The organism is Pseudomonas sp. GV085 (genome assembly GCF_003050925.1).
Taxonomy (GTDB): Bacteria; Pseudomonadota; Gammaproteobacteria; order Pseudomonadales; family Pseudomonadaceae; genus Aquipseudomonas.
In genome coordinates, this window is sequence record NZ_QAOV01000017.1 from 11,764 (window position 1) to 32,783 (window position 21,020).

The following is a 21,020-nucleotide window of genomic DNA, read 5'->3' on the forward strand; positions in this document are numbered from 1 at the left end:
GATTTATTCTCGCCGGGCGGTTCACGAACCCTCGAAGGATGTGTTTAGAATGCCCCTCGTCACGATGATCCAGGGTTCGGCAGCGTCGCTTCGAAACTGCGAGAAACTGACCACTAAAACAAGAACGAAGGCGGGCAGCAAGACAATGGACGAGCGCCAGTGAACACTGACTCGAACCCTGTCCTCCCCGTCATAGCGTGAGGCTGCCGGAATGGCGGCGTCACCGTGGGGTGCCATGAATTTCATTCTTTACTCCGACGTCAACGACAGCTCCATCAGCCAGAGCCTCGGTCGTCCCGAATACAGTTACTACTTCGTGCTCAAGGCGTATCGACCGCTCTTTGAAAGCCTCGGGCCGGTGCATGTGGTGTCATCGGCCGCCGAGGTCGATCCGCTGTATCGGCAATTGCAGCAGGCCGGTCAGGACTGCCTGTTCATTTCGTTCGCGCCACCGCACAAGACTCCCAGCGACTTGCAATGCCCGATGGTTTGCGTGGTCGCCTGGGAATTCGACACCATTCCCGCCGAGTACTGGGACAACGATCCGCGTCAAGACTGGAGCCAGACACTGGCACGTCTGGGGCGGGTGATCACATTGTCCACCCATACAGCCGAAGCCATCCGCCGGACCCTGGGCGACGACTTCCCGGTGCTGGTGCTGCCGACGCCTTTGTGGGAGCGTTTCGCCGACATTCGCCAGCAATATCCCGGTACACCGGTGAACGCGGGTGCCACACTGCAGATCAAGGGTTGCATCCTGGACAGTCGCTCGATGGGGTTGTCCGCCGATGGCTTGATCGCGCCGATCATCGAGCAACCGCCGCAGGAAATCGTCGAACCCGAACCCGAACCCGAACCCGAACCCGAACCCGAGCCCGAAATCGAGCCTGAACCGGAACCCGAAATCGAGCCTGAACCGGAACCTCCTGTGCCGCCGTTGACCCTGCGTCGACGCTACTTCATAACCAGACATTACCTGCTGTTGTGGTATCGCGAAGCCGTTCGCGATCTGGTGCCGGATGCCGTTCGCCCATGGCTGGCCAGGTTTCGGAAACCTCAGCCTTTGCCGATCGAACCCGTCATCAGCGCAGCCTCCGTGCCGGATGAAGCTGCCATCAGCGCAGCCTCCGTGCCGGATGAACATGCCATCAGCGAAGCCCCTGTGGCGGATGAACCTGTCGTCAGCGAAGCCTCCACGCAGGACGAGCATCCACAAGCAGCTTTCCCCGACACCAGCCAAACGGTCGAAATCGAGGTCGATGGCGTCATCTACGTGAGCGTGTTCAATCCCGATGATGGTCGCAAGAACTGGCACCACCTGATCACGGCGTTCTGCTGGGCGCTGCGTGATGTGCAAGACGCTACGCTCGTGCTGAAGATGACCCAGAACGACCTGTTGACCTATTACGTCGAGCTCATCACCTTGTTGTCCCAGCTCTCGCCCTTCGCCTGTCGCGTGGTGGTCATGCACGGTTATCTGCAGGACGAGCAGTTCGCCCGGCTCTATGGCGCGGCGAGTTACTACGTCAACGCTTCACGCTGCGAAGGGCTGTGCCTGCCGCTGATGGAGTTCATGTCCTGTGCCCGGCCGGTCATCGCCCCGAATCACACGGCGATGCACGACTACATCGACGAGCGTGTGGCCTTCGTCGTCAAGTCCAGCCAGGAGCCGACGATCTGGCCGGAAGACGCGCGCATCCTGTACCGCACCTTGCGCCACCGTCCGGACTGGGGCTCGTTGAAGATGGCTTATGAGAACAGCTACGCGATGGCAAAGAACCAGCCGGACACCTGGAAGGTCATGGCGGACGCGGCCAGCGAACGCATGCACCAGTACTGCAGCTTCGCGCCAGTGCAGCAGCGACTGGCGCTGTTCTTCAAACAAGAACTTGTCCGTGACGTCGTTCCGGTGGTTGCCGAAACGGGGGCTGCATCGTGCTGATCATCATTCATTCGGAAACCAATAAGAGCAACATCCAGCAGAACCTGGGGCGGCCCGAGTACAGCTATTACTTCGTCCTCAAGGAGTTCCGCCCGGTGCTCGAACGGCTGGGGCAGGTGATCGAGGTCAGCAACCCGGACGAGTTGGTCGATCGGCTGTATTTCGAGTGCCTGAGCCGGGGCGAAGACTGTGTGTTCCTGTCCTTTTCTCCGCCGCATCGCACGCCGGTCCACTACGCGTGCCCGACGATTCCGGTGTTCGCCTGGGAGTTCAGCACCATTCCTACCGAGAGCTGGCAGGGCGAACCACGGCATGACTGGCGGACGGTGTTGGGCTCCAGCGGGACGGCGATCACGCACTCCAGTTTTACCGTGAATGCCGTACGCGATGTGATGGGCCCCGATTACCCGATCAGCGCGATTGCGGCGCCTGTCTGGGACCGGTTTGCCGCCCGTGGCGAGCTTCTGGACAAGCGTCCGGTCGTGGGTCGCACGCGTCTGAACCTGCGCGGGCTGTTGATCGACAGTCGCACCGCGGACTTGCGCCCCTACGGCCCCGAACGCTTGCGCGAGGGCACGCCGATCGCCTTCGACCAACCGCCGCGCGACTGCGAGCTGTTGCTCGAGGGCGTGGTCTACACCTCGGTGTTCAATCCCTACGACGGACGCAAGAACTGGAAGGACATGATCAGTGCGTTCTGCACCGCCTTTCGCGACACGCCCGACGCAACCTTGGTGCTCAAGCTCACGCACCATGACATCGCCAATGCACTGAACGATATGCTGCACCACGTCTACAAGAATCAGTCCTATCAGTGCCGCATCGTGCTGGTCCACGGCTATCTGTCCGACATCGACTACGAGCGCCTGGTCGAGGCCACCAGTTACGTCGTCAATTGCTCCTACGGCGAAGGGCAATGCCTGCCGTTGATGGAGTTCATGTCCTGCGGCAAGCCGGCGATTGCGCCGCTGAACACTGCCATGGCCGACTACATCGACCGTGACAACGCGTTTATCGTCGACAGTACCGACGAACTGACATCCTGGCCCCACGATCCTCGCGCAGCGTATCGTACCTTACGTTACGTCACGAATTGGGACTCGCTGCGTACGGCTTTTTCCGCCAGCCATGACGTCGCCAGACAGGACGTCGAGCGCTATCAACGGATGTCGGCCCATGCCGTGGACAGCCTGCAGGGATTCTGCAGCCAGGCCGTTGCCGAGCAGCGCCTGAAGGCGGTGTTCGAGCAGTTGCTGGAACGGCGTGAAGCAAACTCCGCACAAGCGTCGGGCACATGATTCGGCGCCTGCTTGCGAAGTTGCGGCCCGCACCGGTAGAGGTCGCCCAGCCAGAAACGCGGGTCTCGCCCCGGGATATCGGTTTGTACGACGCCCTGCTCGACGGCTGGTTTCTTGGCGACAGCGGCGAGTTGCTCAAAGGCTTTGCCATCACCGCCGACGACACCCTGCTGGATGTCGGTTGTGGCGAAGGGGTCGCGACCTTGTTTGCGGTGCGTCAAGGCGCGTCGGTGATCTTCACCGACAGTGAACACGACAAGGTCCGCGACCTGGCGCAGCAAGTGCAAGCACAATCGGACAAGGCGAATCTCGGTCTGGTCAGCAGCAGCCTGCCGCTGCCTCTGGCCGATGGTTGCGCCAGCAAAGTCGTGTGTATGGAAGTGCTGGAACACATCGACCATCCAGAACCCTTCATGGCCGAACTGGTGCGCATGGGCCGCCCTGGCGCGCTGTACCTGCTGAGCGTGCCATCCCCGGTGGGCGAGCATTTGCAGAAAGGCATTGCCCCGGCCAGCTATTTTCAGTCGCCCAATCACGTGCAGATTTTCAGCCCCGAGCGATTCGCTGCGCTGGTGGAGGACGCGGGCCTGGTCATCGAGCATCGTCAGGCCACCGGGTTTTTCTGGGTGATGGGCATGATTTTTTTCTGGGCCAGTGAACGGGCCGCCGGGCGCGATCTGGGCGGTGCGGTTCGTGACCGGATTCAGGCGCCGTATCCGCCGCTGATGGAGAGCTGGGCGAAAACCTGGCAGGACTTGCTGGCCCAGCCTGACGGGTTGGCGATCAAGCAGATGCTGGATCAGTTCATGCCCAAGAGCCAGGTGATCATTGCCCGCAAACCCCATGTCGAGGAGGGCGCATGAGCAACGAAAAACGGATCATGGACATCGAGTTGCTGCGCGGCATAGCGGTGCTCGGCGTACTGTTTCATCACCTGCAGGACAGCCTGTTCGCGGCGGCTGTGCCGTTGCTGCAGACCATCACGCTATACAGCCAGCCGTGGTGGGGCGTGGATCTGTTTTTCGCGATCTCGGGTTTCGTCATTGCCCGCAGCCTGATCCCCGCCTTGCGTCGCTGCACAACTCGCCAGGAATACTGGCAACAAACGCGCAATTTCTGGTTGCGCCGGGCCTTTCGTTTACTGCCTTCGGCCTGGTTATGGCTGGCGCTGATGTTGCTGGCGTGCCTTTTTCTCAATCGCTCCGGTGCGTTCGGCACCCTGCACGCGAACCTTCAGGCGACCCTGGCCGGCGTCGCGCAGTACGCCAATTTCCGCTTTGCCGACAGTTTTTATCACTACGAGTACGGCACCAGTTTCGTGTACTGGAGCCTGTCGCTGGAAGAACAGTTCTACCTGCTGTTTCCGCTGCTGATCGTGCTGTTACGCAAACACCTGGTGTGTGCCTTGCTGGCGTTGGTGGCGCTGCAATTGTTGACCTTGCGCACGCCGATCCTGATGGTGGTGCGCACCGACGCGCTGGCCCTTGGCGTACTGTTGGCGATGTGGAGCGTGCAGCCTTCGTACCGGCGCCGGGAGCCAAAATTCCTGCGTTATCCATGGGCGGGTGTTGCCGCACTGGTCGCGGTGTCGCTGCTGCTCAGCTTCATGGCAACAGATCGTTTCACCTTCACTTCTTACCGGATCGGCGCGATTGCGCTGTTGTGTGCGCTGCTGGTGTGGATCGCTTCTTACAACCGCGATTACCTGTTGCCACGCGGCGTGTTCAAAAACCTGATGACGTGGGTCGGCAGCCGTTCCTACGGGATTTACCTGATCCATATCCCGGCCTACTTGCTGGTTCGTGAATTCATTTTCCGTTTACAGGCTGCCGGGCTGCCCAGTCCGGCTGGCCATCCGATTCTGATGTTGCTGATGGCTGGCGGCCTGATCGTGTTGCTGAGCGAACTCAACTATCGCTACATCGAAATGCCCATGCGCAACCGCGGCGCCTCGCTGGTCAAACGCCTGGGCACCTCCCGAACAGCCGTCCCATCCTCTGGAGCCACCTCATGCTGAGCCTTTTGAAGAAACTCACGGCGGGCACGCCTGCGCCTGTGCAGCCAGAGACAGCGCCCGCGGCGTCAGTGGCGGAGAAAGTCGACCCTTACATGCTCGGCCTGCACGACGCGATGCTCAGCGGCTGGTTCAATCAGCAAACCGGCGAACTGTTCACCGGCTTCCCGGTGACCCCCGAGGACACACTGCTGGATGTCGGTTGCGGCGACGGCGGCAACGTGCATTTCTGCGGGATGCGCGGGGCGAAGATCATCATCGCCGATATCGACGCGGCCAAGGTCGAAGCGACCCGCCAGCGCCTGACCGATACACCGGCCCGCGACGTCGAATGCCACGTCACCGACTGCAACCCGCTGCCGATTGCCGATGCGACCGCCACCCGGGTGGTGTCGACCGAGGTCATCGAGCATGTGGACGATCCGGCGCAGTTCCTCGCTGAACTGGTGCGCGTCGGCAAACCGGGCGCGTTGTATCTGCTGAGCGTCCCGCATCCCAGCTCCGAAGACCTGCAGAAAGATATCGCCGCGGCCGAGTATTTCCAGAAACCCAACCACATTCGCATCATCAGCGAAGAGCAGTTCAAGGCCATGGTCAGCGATGCCGGCCTGGAAGTGATCAGCCACAGCCAGTACGGATTCTACTGGTCGATGTGGATGTTGTTGTTCTGGGAAGCCAAGGTCGACTTCAGCAACCCGGACCATCCATTGCTCAACCACTGGGCGGATACCTGGCAGGCGATCCTGGCTTCGCCACGGGGTGCACAGATCAAGCAGGCGCTGGATGCCGTGGTGGCGAAAAGTCAGGTGATCATTGCGCGTAAACCCTGATCGGCATCAAGGCAGCACCCATGCTCACGCATGATCCAGCGTTGCAGCCAGGCTTGGCGTTCGAGCACTGATTCCCATGAAGCGCCGCACTCGTTCTCCTTTGGCATCGCATCGTATGGTTTCAGGGGCGGCATCCAGTTGGATATTACCGTTCTCCATGAACACGACCCGGTCGGATATCGACATGGCAAAGTCCATTTCGTGGGTCACGATCAGCATGGTCATGCCTTCTTTCGCCAGGTCGCGGATCACGCTCAGCACGTCGTTGACCAATTCCGGGTCGAGGGCCGAGGTCGGCTCGTCGAACAGCATGATCTGCGGCTCCATCGCCAGGGCTCGAGCGATCGCCACGCGCTGCTGTTGCCCGCCGGAGAGCTGGTGCGGGTACTTGTGGGCATGGGCCAGCAGGCCGACCTTGTCCAGTAGCGCATAGGCACGATGTTCACTCAGCTCGCCCGGCTGGCCGTGGTAACGCGGCGCCAGTGTGACGTTGTCGAGAATGGTGCGGTGCGGGAACAGGTTGAAGTTCTGGAACACCATGCCGATGTGCCGCACGCCTTTGCGCAGGCGGGAGCCATTGGGTTTGTTCGAAGCCTCGATGAATTTTTCGCCGAACAACAGAATGTCGCCGGTATCGATGGTTTCCAGGCCGTTGACCGTGCGGATCAGCGAAGTCTTGCCGGAACCGGATGGCCCGATGATCGAGACCACCTGGCCGCATTCGACATTAAGGTCGATACCCAGCAGCACCTTGTGCGTGCCATAGCTCTTCTGGATGTTCTTCAGTTGCAGGATGGGCGTCGCGTTAGTGCCTGCTGCCTTGCGCGCAGTGTCGGGCAACGCTTCGGCGCTGGCCTTGAACCTGGCGATGGTGGACGCGTCGAGCGTGTGCGGCTTGCGCAGGTTCAGGTCCAGGTAGCGCTCCAGGCGCTGCAGGAAATAACCGAACACGGTGACGATCAACACGTAATAGACGCCTACCGCCGCCAGCGTTTCCATGACCAGGAAGTTGGTGGCATAGAGGCGTTGGCCGACTGTGAGGATTTCGGTCAGGGAAATGACCGAGACCAGCGATGTCAGCTTGACCACCGTGATGTATTCATTGATCAAGGTCGGCAGCGAAATACGGAAAGCCTGGGGGATCACGATCAGCCGTTGCATGCCCAACAGGCCGACACCCAGCGCACGCCCGGCTTCCTTCTGGCCCTTGGCCACGGAGATCAGGCCGCCACGATGGATTTCCGCCATGTACGCCGCTTCAGTGACCACCAGGGCCAGCAGGCCTGCGTAGAAGGGGTTGGACAGAATCGATCCGCTACCGGGAAACAATTGCGGCAGGTTGTAGACGAACACCACCAGCACCAGCAACGGGATGCTGCGGAAGAACCAGATGTAGACCGCTGCGGGAATGCGCACCAAGGGCGATTGGGACAGCTTGGCCGTGGCCAGGACAAAACCCAGCAGCATGCCGATGAACCAGGCCAGGGCACTGAGCTGGACCACCGTGACGCAGGCACTCCAGAAGTCCGGCAGGGAGAACAGGGAGAAGAAATACGACCAATCGAATGGCATGGGGCACCTCGATCTGCCGCCCCGGTGCAGGGGAGGCAGATGACCAGACTACAAGGACAGGTTCTTAGTTGGCAGTCGGTTCTTCCAAACCATATTTCTTGAGGACTGCGGCGTATTCACCGCTCTTTTTGCTCTCCTCGAAGGCCTTCTGCACTGCCTGGAAGGTTTCGTCGTTACCTTTCTTGACGAAGATGCCCAGGGTTTGCTGATAGATCGGATGCTCGGTGGTGATCACGACCCGGCCGTTGGTCTTTTCCGCGATCATTTTTGCTGCGCCGGCGATTTCGACCTGGGCCTGGATGTTCCTGGACAGCAGGGCCTGGGTCACTTCGGGGGCTGAGGGGTATTCGCTGACGGTGATCGCCCCTTTGTTGTTCGGCACGCAGTATTCATCGGACAGCTTCCTGAATTCCTTGACCCAGGTCGTGCCCTGTTCCAGGCCCAGTTTCAAACCGCACAGGTCCTCAGGTTTTTTCGCATTGATCTCGCTGCCCTTGGGCACCATGACCGCGGCCCCGGTGTTGGCATAGGCGATGGTCTGGGCCTGGGTCTGGCGCTCCGGCGTGATGTACATGCCGGAAATGATCGCGTCGTACTTGCCGGAGTTCAGGCCCAGGATCAGGCTCGGGAACTTGGTGTCGACGAACTCCACCTTGGCGTTCATCTGCTTGGCCAGAGCCGTTGCCAGCTCGGGGTCCGAACCCACCACATTCTTGTCCTTGTCGTAGGACTCGAAAGGAGGGTAGGTGATTTCCATGCCGACCTTGAACGTTTCTGCCGCGGCCATGCTCACCGTGGCACCGAACATGCCGGCTGCCAATACAGCCAGGCTCAAAAGGTTTTTCTTGTTGTTTTTCATCATGTACTGACTCCGGCGTAGGTAGGGGGGTAGCTGAAAATTTCAATCAGGACGGTTGCGCCTGATTTTTCAAATGTCCGAAACTGGCGGGCTTGCGTGCCTTGCCTGGCAGCTGAACTTCCCCGTTGGCCACCCTCTGGCGCAGATACTGATAGGTCTGCAGCGCCTGGCCATACATGTGTTCGCCGATGGTGATTTCTTCGTAGTCCTTGCCTGCCTGGGCGAACCCGGGCAGCGGCTTGATCTGGGTGTGATAGTCGCAGGCATAAAACAGCGGAAAGGAATAGCGCTCCTCCTTCACGCTGCGCACCCGATGCGCAGTGGCAACGAAAGCGCCTGCCGTCATCACTTCCAGCATGTCGCCGATGTTGACGACAAAGGCATCGGCCATCGGTGGTGCATCGATCCATTGGCCAAGATCGTTCATCACCTCAAGGCCCGGTTTGTCGGCCAAAAGGATGGTGAAGCACTCGTAGTCAGTATGGGCGCCAAGACCCGGTGCATCATGGGCGGCACCGTCGAAGGGGTAGTGGATCAGGCGCAGCTTGGACGGCGGACGGGTGACCAGGCTGTCGAAATAGTTTTCTTCCAGGCCCAGGGTCAGGGCGAAGCCGCCGAACAGGCGCCGGCCCAAGGCGAAGATGGCTGCATAGTAGGCCTGTACCGACGCCTTGAAGCCTGACAGCTGCGGCCAGTCGTTGGGCCCCAGCAACGGGGTGTTGGCCAGCACCAGCGGGTCATCGGCCGGGACTTCGAAGCCGACGTCGAAGGCTTCCTTGTGGTCCGGCTTGCCTTTGGAATAGACCTCTTCGCCTTCGGGTACAAAACCCTTGTGGGTTTGTGAGGTGCCGATGTAGTGGCGCATCTTGGTGTCGAAGGGCTGGTCGAAAAAGTCCTTGGCAGCCTGGCGCAGGTTGGCGATCAGTTGCGGGTCGATGCCGTGATCGGTGATATAGAGGAACCCGACCTCGCTGGCGGCGCGCCCCAATTGCTCGGCCACGGCCAGGCGGTGTTCCAGTTCAACGCTGAACAGACCGGCGATGTTGACCACCGGAATGCTGTTGAAGTTGGCTTTGTGTGTGTCAGTGCTGGCGCTGTTGTGTTTATTGTCAGGCATGACGCATCGGCTCCCTAAGGATGGCTTGAGTGGCTGAAACGCTCGAAGTGTTCGCGCTCGGTCTGGCCCATCCACACGTTCAATGACCACAGGTCGGCGACCGGGACATTGGTGAAGGGCAAATGATGCAGGTAGCCGTCGGCGCCGAATTCCGGGGTCAGGGTGCTGACCTGGTAATCGCGGGCTTGCTGCGAGCGCCAGATGCTTTCCCAGTGCTGCTGATGGAACGCCAGTTCTTTGGCATATTCGGGCGCCGCCGGGTGCGGAACCTGCGGGCCCTGGTCGTAACCGACCCGGGCCTGGATATGGTGAACCCGCTCGATGAAAGCGCTCAGGTCATCGGCCGGGTCATTCAACAGACGCTCGCAAGTCACGACCCAGTGGCTGATGTCACTGGTGAACAACAAGTCGGGCAGTTGGCGGATCAACTCCAGGGTCACCCAGGGGTTGAACAGCGAACGCGAGCGGTGAGTCTCGAAACTGCAGACCTGGCCGTGCTTGCGCGCCAGATCCAGCGCCTGGCCAAAAAATTCAACTTGTTGTGGCAAGGACCAGCGATCGTTGCCCGCCAGCACGTTGACGAAGCGTGGGCCGAGTTCGGCAGCCCAGGCGAGTTTCTGGTCGAGGTCATCGAGGTGAACGGCGGGCGTTGCCGACTGGTCCGGCAGCACGTCGTACGCGGTGAAGACGGTGCTGATATAGCCCAGGCGATTGGCCTGGAGAAAAGCGCCGAACTCGGCCCGTTCACGGGCGTCCAGCGGCAGGCGTGCTTCCATGCCGTCAAAGCCCGCGTGCAGCAACTCCTCGAGCGCCTGAGCCTTGCTGGCGGTATAGCCCCACAGCGTGCGGAAAATTTCCAGCTTCATCGGTGATCCTCAAAAATCCCAGGGTCTGCTGCAAAAGCACTTCGACGGCGCCCGGCTGCGAAGAGGCTGGTTCGCTGTGGAGTCGATGTTAGGCACAGGCCGCGCGGTGAAAGAATCTGAAAGTTCAAATGAATACTTCAGACTTTCACTAACAAATAGCTAGCTATTTATCTCGTTTGCCAGGAGGGGTTTTATGGGCGAGAACGTGTCTACGTTGGCTATTAGCGAGAGATGCCATTGTTACGGCATCATTTTGAAGAGTTCCAAGCGACACCGGGCTGCTGAGGGTTCGCTTTTGACTGTGCTGCCTGTCGTGCAGGGCTGCAAGTGACTCAATATGTCAGTCCGGCAATATCGAGCACACCCGGCACCGCCAGATCCAATCTGATGATTTGAATGGATAGAGTTCGTATCGCCGTAAATTTTTACGCATTCTTTACGACTGCCGTTTCAGCCCTCAAAGATACTGGCCGCGACTTTTCAGATCGTCCATGCGCCTCGAGGCTTCAGTGGCCTGGGCATATTGTTTTGCCCAAGGATGGCATGCACTTCCTCCCCGCAATTCGAGAGAAGCGACCCTTGAGTGAAACAGCAATCGGAGCACATGAAAACCCGCAATCCAAAACGTCAGGACTGGGCCTGCTCGTTGCCGCGGTCGGAGTGGTTTACGGGGACATTGGCACCAGCCCTCTGTACACGTTGAAAGAAGTATTTTCTGGTCACTATGGCGTTCAGGCCAACCACGACGGCGTGTTGGGTATTCTGTCGTTGGTCTTCTGGTCACTGATTTGGGTCGTCTCGATCAAATACGTGCTGTTCATCCTGCGTGCCGACAACCAGGGCGAAGGCGGCATCATGGCCTTGACGGCTTTAGCCCGCCGCGCGGCCGCCCCTTATCCGCGCATGAGTAAAATACTCGTTCTGCTTGGCCTGTTCGGTGCGGCGCTTTTTTACGGGGACAGCATGATCACCCCGGCCATTTCGGTGCTCTCTGCGGTTGAAGGTCTACAACTGGCGTTTGACGGAATCGAACACTGGGTCGTGCCCTTGTCAGTGATCGTGCTGGTGGCGCTGTTCTTGATACAGAAACACGGCACCGCTCGCATCGGTATCCTGTTCGGCCCAGTGATGGTGCTGTGGTTTGTCGTGCTGGGTGCGCTGGGGATCTATGGCATTTTCCAGCGACCGGAAGTATTGCAAGCGCTCAATCCGTACTGGGGAGCGCATTTTTTTATCGCTCATCCGGGAATCGGTGTGGCCATCCTTGGGGCAGTGGTACTCGCGCTGACGGGCGCCGAAGCACTGTATGCAGACATGGGACACTTCGGTCGCAAACCCATTGCCCGCGCGTGGTTCATTTTGGTACTGCCAGGACTTGTACTCAACTATTTTGGTCAAGGTGCCTTGATCCTGGAAAACCCTGAGGCGGTGCGCAATCCATTTTATTTGCTCGCGCCGGGCTGGGCACTGCTGCCGATGGTCGCACTCTCCACACTGGCTACCATCATCGCCTCTCAAGCCGTGATCTCAGGCGCATTTTCCCTGACCCACCAGGCCATCCAGCTTGGGTATGTTCCTCGCATGTTTATCCAGCACACCTCCAGCCTGGAGCAGGGACAGATCTACATCGGCACGGTCAACTGGGCATTGATGGTCGGTGTTGTGCTGCTGGTGCTTGGTTTCGAGTCGTCCAGTGCATTGGCCGCCGCTTATGGGGTCGCTGTGACGGGCACCATGTTGATCACCACCATCCTGTCCTCGGCTGTCGTCCTGTTGCTATGGAAAACCCCGCGCTGGCTGGCCATTCCGATGCTGCTCGGTTTTCTGCTGGTAGACAGCCTGTACTTCGCGGCCAATGCTCCGAAGATCTTCCAGGGCGGTGCGTTCCCGGTGATTGCCGGTATTGGCCTGTTCATTTTGATGACCACCTGGAAACGGGGCCGCAAGATCATTGTTGAACGGCTGGACGAAACCGCGCTGCCTCTACCAGTATTCATCGGTAGCATCCGCACGCAGCCTCCTCATCGTGTACAAGGTACGGCGGTATTTCTGACAGCCAGGTCCGATGCCGTTCCGCATGCGCTGCTGCACAACCTTTTGCATAACCAGGTTTTGCATGAGCAAGTGGTGTTGCTCACCGTGGTGTCTGAAGACAGCCCTCGTGTGAGTGCTGATCGACGGTTTGAGGTTCAAGCATATGGCGAAGGGTTCTTCCGGGTCAGCCTGCACTTCGGCTTTATCGAGGAGCCCGATGTCCCTTTGGCGTTGAGTCTCTGTCACTTGGCTGAGCTGGACTTCAGTCCGATGCGCACCACCTATTTCCTGAGCCGGGAAACGGTGATCCCGACCAAGCGCATCGGCATGGCCCGTTGGCGAGAAGGCCTGTTCGCCTTTTTACTCAAGAACGCCAACAGCAACCTCAAGTACTTCAAGTTGCCGTTGAATCGGGTGATAGAGCTGGGCACACAGGTTGAGATGTAAGGAATTCTGCTAGCTTGTACTTCCCCGACTTTCCCCACGGGATGTGGAAAAAAAGATGAAAAATCGACGGGCGCTCACCAACGGTTCCCGGACTCGTCAGAACGCTCCAGGGGCCAACTCCATCGCCACTACAGTGGACAACGCCAAACATCAGGCCCAACTGAGCGGCGTGCTTATAAAAGGGGCATCTGCCTTTTCGTGATTCGAGCAATTGATCTACTAGAGGAGGCCATCACCAGTCCTCACTTTTGCGCGAATCACGTAGGAGCTCCAGAGGGTGTAAATCAGGATCACCGACAGGATGAATAGCGCGCCGAAGTATCGAATCCTGCGCGGTCCTGGGGGTGGCCGGCGGGTGGGTAAACACCTAGGGGACCGTCAGTGGCGCCGGACATGACGCGATCCACCTGGCGCGGTACTGCCCGACGGCCATGGTGTTCATCCCGTGCGTGGGCGGCCTGAGTCACAACGAAGCCGAAGACGTACTGCCCGAAGACGTGCGCCAGGGCACGGATGTTTTGCTCAACGCTGTGTTGGCCCGCGCCGGGAAAATCGACTGAACGCAGGCCCACATTGTCCGATGTTGACCACACATTTTTGGTTCAACACAGTCAAGTGTGGGAGCGGGCTTGCTCGCGAAGAACGATAACTCGGTCTATCTGGTGAATTACAAGCGCCCTACGGCACTTGCCATAGCCCTTACGTTAACGTAAAGATTGCGCCAGGGCGCCAACGTATGAAGGCGCAGGGCGGATGACCCGGAGCGCTTGATGACGCTAATAAAAACAAACTCCCCCAAACAGCATCGCGAAGCCCGGCTGGCCCGGGAAAAGTTGCACCTGGAAGGCGAAGTGCCGGATGGCGTCCTGCGTGCGGAAATCGATGCTTCGTGGCGACGCAGCCTGAGCCATGGCGTGCATTTCAATGCCAAGCACGAGCTGGCGCTGGAATCGAGTGCCAGCCTTGACGTATTGCTGGCCAACAATCGCTTGCTGATCGACGCCGCGCTGCCGGCGATCGATTACCTGGCCGAGCGTCAGGGCAAGGAAGGGCTGATCATCCTGGCCAACTCCGACGCCACCATCCTCGCCGTCGAAGGCCGCGCCGACCGTCTCAAGGGCAGCGGCTTGCAGGACATCACCCTGGGCGCCTGCTGGAGCGAAGCGGTCCGCGGCACCAACGCCCTCGGCACGGCACTGGTGGAAGCCCGGCCGACCCTGATCGATTGCGGCGAACATTATCTGGATCGCCTCAGTGATTTTTCCTGCACTTCGGTGCCGATCCATTGCCCCCAGGGCGACATTCTTGGCGTCCTCGACCTGACCCGCGAAGGCCCCCTTGGCCGCGCCCACGACAGCACTGCGCTGCTGGCCATGGCGGTCAGCCAGATCGAAAGCCGGGTGTTCAACGCCAGCTATCCGGACGAAATCGTGCTGGCCTTCCACAGCCGCAGGCAGTATCTGGAATCCCCGTGGCAAGGCCTGCTGGCGGTGAGTCTCGGCGGGCAGATCCTCGCGGTCAGCGCCCAGGCTTGCCAGTTGCTCCACGCCGAGCGCTCGGCCCTGGTCGGTCGGCGCTGCGAGGAGTTTCTCGGCGTCGACGGCTTGCAGTTGTTGGCGCGCCTGCATCAGGGCGGGGCCGGCAGCCTGCAAACCGCCAAGGGCGAGTTCTTCTACAAAACCCTGCGCGCGCCGCAACGCTCGATCAACGTCAGCAGCCCACCGCGCACTGCGGCGAAAACTGCCAAGGCACAACCGGATCTGGAAGCGCTGGCCGGCAGCAATACACGCTACGCCCGCGCCTTGCGCATGGCCCGTCAAGGCTTGGCCAATGAGTTACCCGTCTTGTTGCTGGGCGAAACCGGCACCGGTAAAGAGGTCATCGCCCGCGCCCTGCACATGGCCGGAGCGCGCTGCGACAAACCCTTCGTGGCAGTGAACTGCGCGGCCATTCCTGAAGGCCTGATCGAGTCCGAACTGTTCGGCTATCGCGAAGGCGCGTTCACCGGTTCACGCCGGGGCGGCATGGTCGGGCGCCTGCAGCAGGCCCATGGCGGCACCTTGTTCCTCGATGAAATCGGCGACATGCCCCTGGCCTTGCAGGCCCGACTGTTGCGGGTATTGCAGGATCGCAAGGTCGCGCCCCTGGGCGCAGGCGAGGAGCAGGACATCGACGTCGCGCTGATCTGCGCCACCCACCGCGACCTCAAGCGTCTGGTGGAAGAAAAACACTTTCGCGAGGACCTGTTCTACCGGGTCAACGGCATCAGCGTGATGCTCCCGGCCCTGCGCGAACGCGAAGATTTCGCCGCACTGGTCAGCCGCATGCTGACGACACTGGGCGCACCCGCCGTAGTCCTGCACGATGATCTCGATCGCTTGCTCGGCGGCTATCACTGGCCCGGCAACATCCGCCAACTGGAGATGGTCCTGCGCACCGCGCTGGCCATGCGCGAGCCGGGTGAAACCGTGCTGACCCTCGATCACTTGCCCGACAGCATGCTCGACGAGTTGACCGCCAGCGAACGGCCCCAGGCCGGCAGCATCCGGGAGAACGAACTGGAGCTGATCCGTCAGTCCCTGGACACGCATCAGGGCAACGTCTCGGCCGCCGCCGACGCCCTGGGCATCAGCCGCGCGACGCTTTATCGCAAGCTCAAACAGTTGCGTCCATGATGCAGCGCTTGATCGTTCGGCTGATCGACAGCCAGAACCCCGAGGCGCTGCAAGCGTCACTGCGCTGGCTGTACAGCTTCGTGCGCCCCCATCGTCTGGCGATTGCCGGGCTGCTGGGCCTGTCGGTGTGCGCCTCGGCGCTGGTGCTGGTGCAGCCGTGGCTGACCAAACTGTTGATCGATGATGGCCTGTTGGCGCGCAATTTCCCGATGCTGGTATTGATCGCCGGGCTGATGATCGTGGCCGGGTTGCTGGGCACGGCGCTCTCGGGCATCAACCGCTACCTGCACACGCGACTGTCCGGGCGCATGCTGTTTGCCTTGCGCGACGACCTGTACCGGCATTTGCAAACCCTGTCGCCGAGCTTCTACGGCCAGCGGCGCATCGGCGACCTGATGTCGCGCCTCGATGGCGACGTCGCGGAAATCCAGCGGTTCGCCGTGGACTCGCTGTTCTCGGCGGTGTCGAGTGTGATCGGTCTGGTGGTTGCCATCGCGATGCTGTTGACGTTGTCGTGGAAACTCTCGCTGCTGGCGGTGGTGCTGATTCCCCTCGATGTCCTCTGGCTGCGCTGGATGCGGCGCAAGGTCGAGCGCGATGTGCGGCAGTTGCGCGAGCGTTCGGCGGACATGTCGTCGTTCATGGTCGAGACGCTGCCGGTGATGAAGTTCATCCAGTCCGCCGGCCAGCAACAGCGCGAAGCGCGGCGCCTCGAGACGCTGGGGCAGGGCTACATGAGCCAGTTGCTGCGCCTGCAAGTCACCGAGTTTTTCACCCAGGCCGTGCCCGGTACGCTGACCTCGCTGTCCCGGGCCTGCGCATTTCTGATCGGCGGTTACTGGGTGGTGCAGGGCACCTGGCAGCTCGGTGCCCTGATTGCCTTTTCCACCTACCTGGGCATGGCCGTGGGGCCGGTGCAAAGCCTGCTCGGGCTGTACGTTGCCATTCAGCGGATGACCGTCAGCCTCGGCCGGGTCATGGAGTTGCGCGGCGAACAACCGACCGTGTCGACGCCTGTCACGCCACGCCCGATGCCGAGTTCCGGTGACCTCTGGTTCGACAACGTGCACTTTGCCCATCCCGGTCGCCAGTCGACCCTGCGCGGCATCGAAGCACGGATCCCCTACGGCTTGAAAGTGGCCCTCAGCGGCGGCTCCGGCGTGGGTAAATCCACCCTGATCGACCTGCTGCAACGTCATCACGATCCACAATCGGGCCGGGTCCTGCTGGGTGATGTCGATCTGCGCGAACTGGATCTGTTCCAGTTGCGTCGGCGCATTGCCATCGTCAGCCAGGACATCGTGCTGTTTCGCGGCAGCCTCGCCGACAACCTGGCCTACGCGGTGCCGGACGCCAGCCGCGAGGCGATTGCCGACGTGGCGCGGCTGGCGCAACTCGACAGCCTGATCGAGTCCTTGCCCGAAGGCCTCGACAGTCCGTTGGGCGAGCGCGGTCAGCAGTTGTCCGGTGGGCAGAAGCAACGCATCGCGATTGCCCGTGCGCTGTTGCAGGACCCTTTGATTCTGGTGCTCGATGAAGCCACGTCCGCGGTGGATGAAGCCACCGAGCGCGAAGTCATCGACGCCATCGACCGCTTGTTTGCCGGGCGCACGCGCATCCTGATCAGCCATCGCCCATCAACCCTGGCCGATGCCGATCTGCGTTTCGAATTGCTCGACGGCGTGCTGACCTCGAAAACGGTGCTGCATGAAACCTGAGTTGCGCGTGGGTGTGGTGGACAGCGGCCACTCGGCGGCACAGCGGGTGCGAGTGATCGCCGGTCGACGCTTTGCATTGCTCGAAGACGGCCTGGCCGAGGGCGACTTGCGCGACGATCCGCTGGGGCATGGCAGTGCGGTGATCGAGGCGATCGGCCGGCGTGCCCCCTCGGCGCTGTTTTGCGTGGCGCAGGTGTTCGACCAGCGCGGTGTCACCAGCGCCTTGCAGATCGCCACGGCGATTGACTGGCTGCTGGCGCAGGACGTGCGACTGATCAATCTGAGCCTTGGCCTGCGTCAGGATCGCAGCTTGTTGCGCGCAGCCTGCGCGGCAGCGGTGGCACGGGGCGTACTGCTGTGTGCGTCGAGTCCAGCCCAGGGGGAAGGGGTGTTTCCGGCCAACTATCCGCAGGTGTTGCGGGTGACCGGCGATGCGCGCTGCGCCGAGCAGGAATGGTCGTGGCTCAACAGTGCCCAGGCGGATTTCGCTGCGTGTGTGCAGGGCACCTATCCGGGGCAATCCGGGGCGAGCCTCGGTTGTGCCGCCTTGAGCGGGCACATTGCCGGGTTTCTCGCCGAACAGCCTGGCGCCAGCAATCAGCAAGTCGTCGAGTGGTTGCGCGAGCACGCCCGTTACCGCGGCCCTGAACGGCGCATCGGGCCATGACGAACATCGTCGTTCTGGGTGCCGGACCGGCCGGCGCCGCTGTCGCACTGGGGCTGCGGCGGCTGGGCCATGGCGTCACGCTGATCAGCGAATGGCGCCGGTTTGCGGCGCTCGAAGGTGTGTCCGTGCGGGTGCTGGAGGCCTTGCGCAGCGCCGGCCTGCATCAGGCGTTGGCGGAGGCGACGCTGCCTTCTCAACGCCAGGTGAACTGGAATGGTCAACACCACGCACAGAACATCGAGTATCTGCTCGACCGCCCGGCTTTTGACCGAGGCCTGCGCGAGGATTTGCGTCTGGCGGGGGTTGAGCTGATCGAAGGCCGGGTGTTGACGGTTCAGTCATCGACCAATGGCCATCGAATCGAAGTCGATGGCCGCGAACCGCTGCTCGCAGCGTTTCTCGTCGAGGCCCGCGGACGTCAGGCTCCAGCTGCCGGCAAAGGCTTGCGCGGCCCCGAGACGGTCAGCTTGCTCAATCGCTGGCAGGGTTCGCCGGGCAGCACCGCCAGCGCCGTGGAAAGCCTCGAGGATGGCTGGGCGTGGATGGCGCGGCGCGCCGACGGTCAGTGCTACTGGCAATGGACAGTGGACGTGGCCAGCGCCGGGTTGCCGGGCAAGGCCATGTTGCTCGATTACTGCCGGCAGCGGCGCCAGGGTTCGCGGCTGGCCACGGCATTTTTTGCAGGCGAAGCGGAAAGTGATCTGCAGCTGCACGCCCGCAGCAGCACGGCGATTCTGAGCCCGCAGGTGTGTGGCGAAAACTGGATTCGGGTCGGCGATGCGGCAATGGCCGTCGACCCGCTGTCGGGCAACGGGATCTTTCAGTCGTTGTCCTCGGCGTTGCAGGCGCCGGCAGTGATCAACACGCTGCTGTGCAAACCCGAACGAGCGGCTCTGGCCCAGCGTTTCCACCAGCAGCGGGTGGAGCAGTTGTTTTTGCGGTTTGCGCGGATCGGCCGGGATTTTTATGCCGATGAGCAGCGCTGGCTGGATCAGCCGTTCTGGCAGGCACGACGGAACTGGCCGGACGTCGAGGTGGCTCATGCCGCGGTGGATTTCAATGCGCTGAGGGTTGAGCGGGCGCCGGTGTTGCGTGAGGGGTTTGTCGATGAGGCCGAGGTGGTGATCACGGTCGATCAGCCGTTGGGGATCTGGCATGTGCAAGGGGTTGAGGTGGCGGCGTTGGTGCAGAGGTTAAAGCAGGGCGAGCCGGCGGATCAGGTGTTGGCCGGTTTGACGGTGGAGCAGGGAAGGATGGTCAGGAGTTGGTTGATGGGGCAGGGATTCAAACCGTAGGAGCTGCCAAAGGCTGCGATCTTTTGGTTGCCTCAAACGTACCGAGGATCAAAAGATCGCAGGCTTCGCCAGCTCCTACAAAAACTGTTTCACAGTTTGATCAACACCGACTTCAGCTCGGTGTAATGCTCGATCGCCGCATACCCCATCTCACGCCCGACCCCGGACATCTTGTAGCCGCCGAACGGCAGCGCCGGGTCCAGGGCGCTGTGGCAGTTGACCCACACCGAGCCTGACTTGATGCGTGGAATCATCCGGTGCACCGCCGCCAGGTCATTGGACCAGATACTCGCTCCCAACCCGTAAGGGCTGTCATTGGCCATGCGCAGAGCATCGGCTTCGTCATCGAACGGGATGGCCACCAGCACCGGGCCGAAGATTTCTTCCTGCACCAGTGAGTGCTTCTGATCGACGTCGACGATCACCGTCGGCTTGACGAAGAACCCCGGCCCGAACTGCTCACCACCGCAGGCAATGGTCGCACCGCTTTCCCGGCCCTTTTCGATGTAGCCGTAGACGCGCTCCTGCTGGCGCGCCGAGATCAACGGGCCCATTTCGACGCTCGGGTCCAGGCCGTTGCCCAGTTTCATGGCTTTGGCGATGTCGCTGATGTCGGCCACCACATTGTCGAAATGCTTGCGCTGTACATACAGCCTGGAACCTGCGCAGCAGACCTGGCCCTGATTGAAGAAAATCGCGCTGGCCGCCCCGGCCGCAGCGGTTTTCAGGTCGGCGTCGGCCATGACGATGGTCGGCGATTTACCGCCCAGTTCCAGGGTGACCCGGGTCATGGAATCCATGGCGATCTTGCCGATCTGCTTGCCCACGGCGGTGGAACCGGTGAAGGTCAGCTTGTCCACCAGCGGGTTGTGAGTCAGGGCCGAACCGGCAGTGATGCCGGTGCCGGTGACCACGTTGAACACGCCTTCGGGATACCCGGCTTCCAGCACCAGCTCGGCGAGTTTCAGTGCGGTCAGCGGGGTTTCGTCAGCGGGTTTGAGCACCACGGTGCAGCCGGTGGCCAGGGCCGGACCGAGTTTCCAGCAGGCCAGCAGCAGCGGGAAGTTCCAGGCGACGATGGCACCGACCACGCCCACCGCTTCGCGACGTATGAAGCTGTGGAACTGGTCGTTGGGCATCAGCGGTGCCGACACATCAACCGTGGAGCCTTCGATCTTGGTCGCCCAACCGGCCATGTAACGCAGGAAGTCGATGGCCAGTTGCACGTCCATCACTTGGGCCACCGCCGCACTTTTACCGTTGTTCAGGCATTCCAGTTGCGCCAGCAGCTCGGCGTCGCGCTGCATCAGGTCGGCGAGTTTCCATAACAGGTTCTGCCGCTCCCGGGGGCGGGTGCGGGTCCAGGCCGAATCGTCGAACGCCTGGCGGGCGGCAAGCACCGCGCGGTCGACATCCGCAGGCGTTGCCCGTGGCACCACGCACAGCACTTCGCCGGTGGCCGGGTTGTGCAGGGGCATGGTCTGGCCGTCGGCGGCCTCGACCCAGCCACTGCCGATCAGCATGCGCGGGGCGCGTTGGATGAACGCCGAAGTGGCGGGAAGCACGTTTGGGAGCGACATTGGCGAGGCCTCTTGTTGTTCGTGAGAACCGGGCTTTCGCAATGGCTGTGCCAAGTCCCCAAAAGCGCCGGTCGGCCGTGGTCGGGCGGGATTTTTCCGCAGCAGA

Annotated in this window: 15 protein-coding genes and 1 pseudogene; 11 read left to right on the forward strand and 5 right to left on the reverse strand. The window is 61.3% G+C overall.

What is annotated here, in order from left to right; genetic code table 11:
- Positions 1-235 precede the first annotated feature (235 nt).
- From C8K63_RS26690 to C8K63_RS26710, 5 genes are read left to right on the forward strand one after another with little or no spacing between them, the layout of a single operon-like run.
- Positions 236-1,942, forward strand: coding sequence for a glycosyltransferase (locus C8K63_RS26690; protein WP_108219410.1), 1,707 nt, complete (start codon positions 236-238; stop codon positions 1,940-1,942).
- Positions 1,936-3,240, forward strand: a complete 1,305-nt coding sequence (locus C8K63_RS26695; RefSeq protein WP_108219411.1) for a glycosyltransferase — start codon at positions 1,936-1,938, stop codon at positions 3,238-3,240. Before C8K63_RS26690 ends, C8K63_RS26695 begins: the two co-directional genes overlap by 7 nt.
- Positions 3,237-4,103, forward strand: a complete 867-nt coding sequence (locus C8K63_RS26700; RefSeq protein ID WP_108219412.1) for a bifunctional 2-polyprenyl-6-hydroxyphenol methylase/3-demethylubiquinol 3-O-methyltransferase UbiG — start codon at positions 3,237-3,239, stop codon at positions 4,101-4,103. The genes C8K63_RS26695 and C8K63_RS26700 overlap by 4 nt, the downstream gene beginning before the upstream one ends.
- Positions 4,100-5,257, forward strand: a complete 1,158-nt coding sequence (locus C8K63_RS26705; RefSeq protein WP_108219413.1) for an acyltransferase — start codon at positions 4,100-4,102, stop codon at positions 5,255-5,257. The genes C8K63_RS26700 and C8K63_RS26705 overlap by 4 nt, the downstream gene beginning before the upstream one ends.
- Complete coding sequence (locus C8K63_RS26710; RefSeq protein WP_108219414.1) at positions 5,251-6,084, forward strand: class I SAM-dependent methyltransferase; 834 nt, start codon at positions 5,251-5,253, stop codon at positions 6,082-6,084. Before C8K63_RS26705 ends, C8K63_RS26710 begins: the two co-directional genes overlap by 7 nt.
- 24 nt (positions 6,085-6,108) lie before the next feature.
- Here C8K63_RS26710 and C8K63_RS26715 read toward each other — a convergent pair whose 3' ends face one another.
- The 4 genes from C8K63_RS26715 to C8K63_RS26730 all read right to left on the reverse strand — a co-directional run bounded on the left by C8K63_RS26715 (position 6,109) and on the right by C8K63_RS26730 (position 10,498).
- Entirely contained in the window at positions 6,109-7,656 is a 1,548-nt protein-coding gene (locus C8K63_RS26715) for an amino acid ABC transporter permease/ATP-binding protein (RefSeq protein ID WP_108219415.1), read from the reverse strand.
- Between the two features lie 64 nt (positions 7,657-7,720).
- The gene (locus C8K63_RS26720; RefSeq protein WP_108219473.1) at positions 7,721-8,515 is read right to left on the reverse strand and encodes an ABC transporter substrate-binding protein; all 795 of its coding nucleotides are present in this window, start codon (positions 8,513-8,515) and stop codon (positions 7,721-7,723) included.
- A gap of 46 nt (positions 8,516-8,561) precedes the next feature.
- Positions 8,562-9,632, reverse strand: coding sequence for an isopenicillin N synthase family oxygenase (locus C8K63_RS26725; RefSeq protein ID WP_108219416.1), 1,071 nt, complete (start codon positions 9,630-9,632; stop codon positions 8,562-8,564).
- A 14-nt stretch (positions 9,633-9,646) separates the two neighbouring features.
- Positions 9,647-10,498, reverse strand: a complete 852-nt coding sequence (locus tag C8K63_RS26730; RefSeq protein WP_108219417.1) for a sugar phosphate isomerase/epimerase — start codon at positions 10,496-10,498, stop codon at positions 9,647-9,649.
- A 543-nt stretch (positions 10,499-11,041) separates the two neighbouring features.
- Here C8K63_RS26730 and C8K63_RS26735 point away from each other — a divergent pair.
- From C8K63_RS26735 to C8K63_RS26760, 6 genes and pseudogenes are all read left to right on the forward strand, one after another.
- Positions 11,042-12,979, forward strand: a complete 1,938-nt coding sequence (locus tag C8K63_RS26735; protein WP_371920812.1) for a potassium transporter Kup — start codon at positions 11,042-11,044, stop codon at positions 12,977-12,979.
- A 377-nt stretch (positions 12,980-13,356) separates the two neighbouring features.
- Positions 13,357-13,539 (forward strand): annotated as a pseudogene (locus C8K63_RS26740) (M20/M25/M40 family metallo-hydrolase); the annotation flags it as partial.
- 210 nt (positions 13,540-13,749) lie between these two features.
- Positions 13,750-15,654, forward strand: a complete 1,905-nt coding sequence (locus tag C8K63_RS26745) for a sigma-54-dependent Fis family transcriptional regulator (RefSeq protein ID WP_108219419.1) — start codon at positions 13,750-13,752, stop codon at positions 15,652-15,654.
- Positions 15,654-17,372: an ABC transporter ATP-binding protein gene (locus C8K63_RS26750; RefSeq protein WP_108219420.1), complete on the forward strand. Its 1,719-nt coding sequence runs from the start codon at positions 15,654-15,656 to the stop codon at positions 17,370-17,372. Before C8K63_RS26745 ends, C8K63_RS26750 begins: the two co-directional genes overlap by 1 nt.
- A complete protein-coding gene (locus C8K63_RS26755; protein ID WP_108219421.1) occupies positions 17,362-18,039 on the forward strand; it encodes a S8 family serine peptidase in 678 nt (225 codons plus the stop codon). The genes C8K63_RS26750 and C8K63_RS26755 overlap by 11 nt, the downstream gene beginning before the upstream one ends.
- Positions 18,036-19,334: an NAD(P)/FAD-dependent oxidoreductase gene (locus tag C8K63_RS26760; protein ID WP_108219422.1), complete on the forward strand. Its 1,299-nt coding sequence runs from the start codon at positions 18,036-18,038 to the stop codon at positions 19,332-19,334. Before C8K63_RS26755 ends, C8K63_RS26760 begins: the two co-directional genes overlap by 4 nt.
- An 89-nt stretch (positions 19,335-19,423) precedes the next feature.
- Here the strand turns inward: C8K63_RS26760 and C8K63_RS26765 are convergent, their stop codons facing one another.
- A complete protein-coding gene (locus C8K63_RS26765; RefSeq protein WP_108219423.1) occupies positions 19,424-20,914 on the reverse strand; it encodes an aldehyde dehydrogenase in 1,491 nt (496 codons plus the stop codon).
- Between the last annotated feature and the right edge of the window lie 106 nt (positions 20,915-21,020).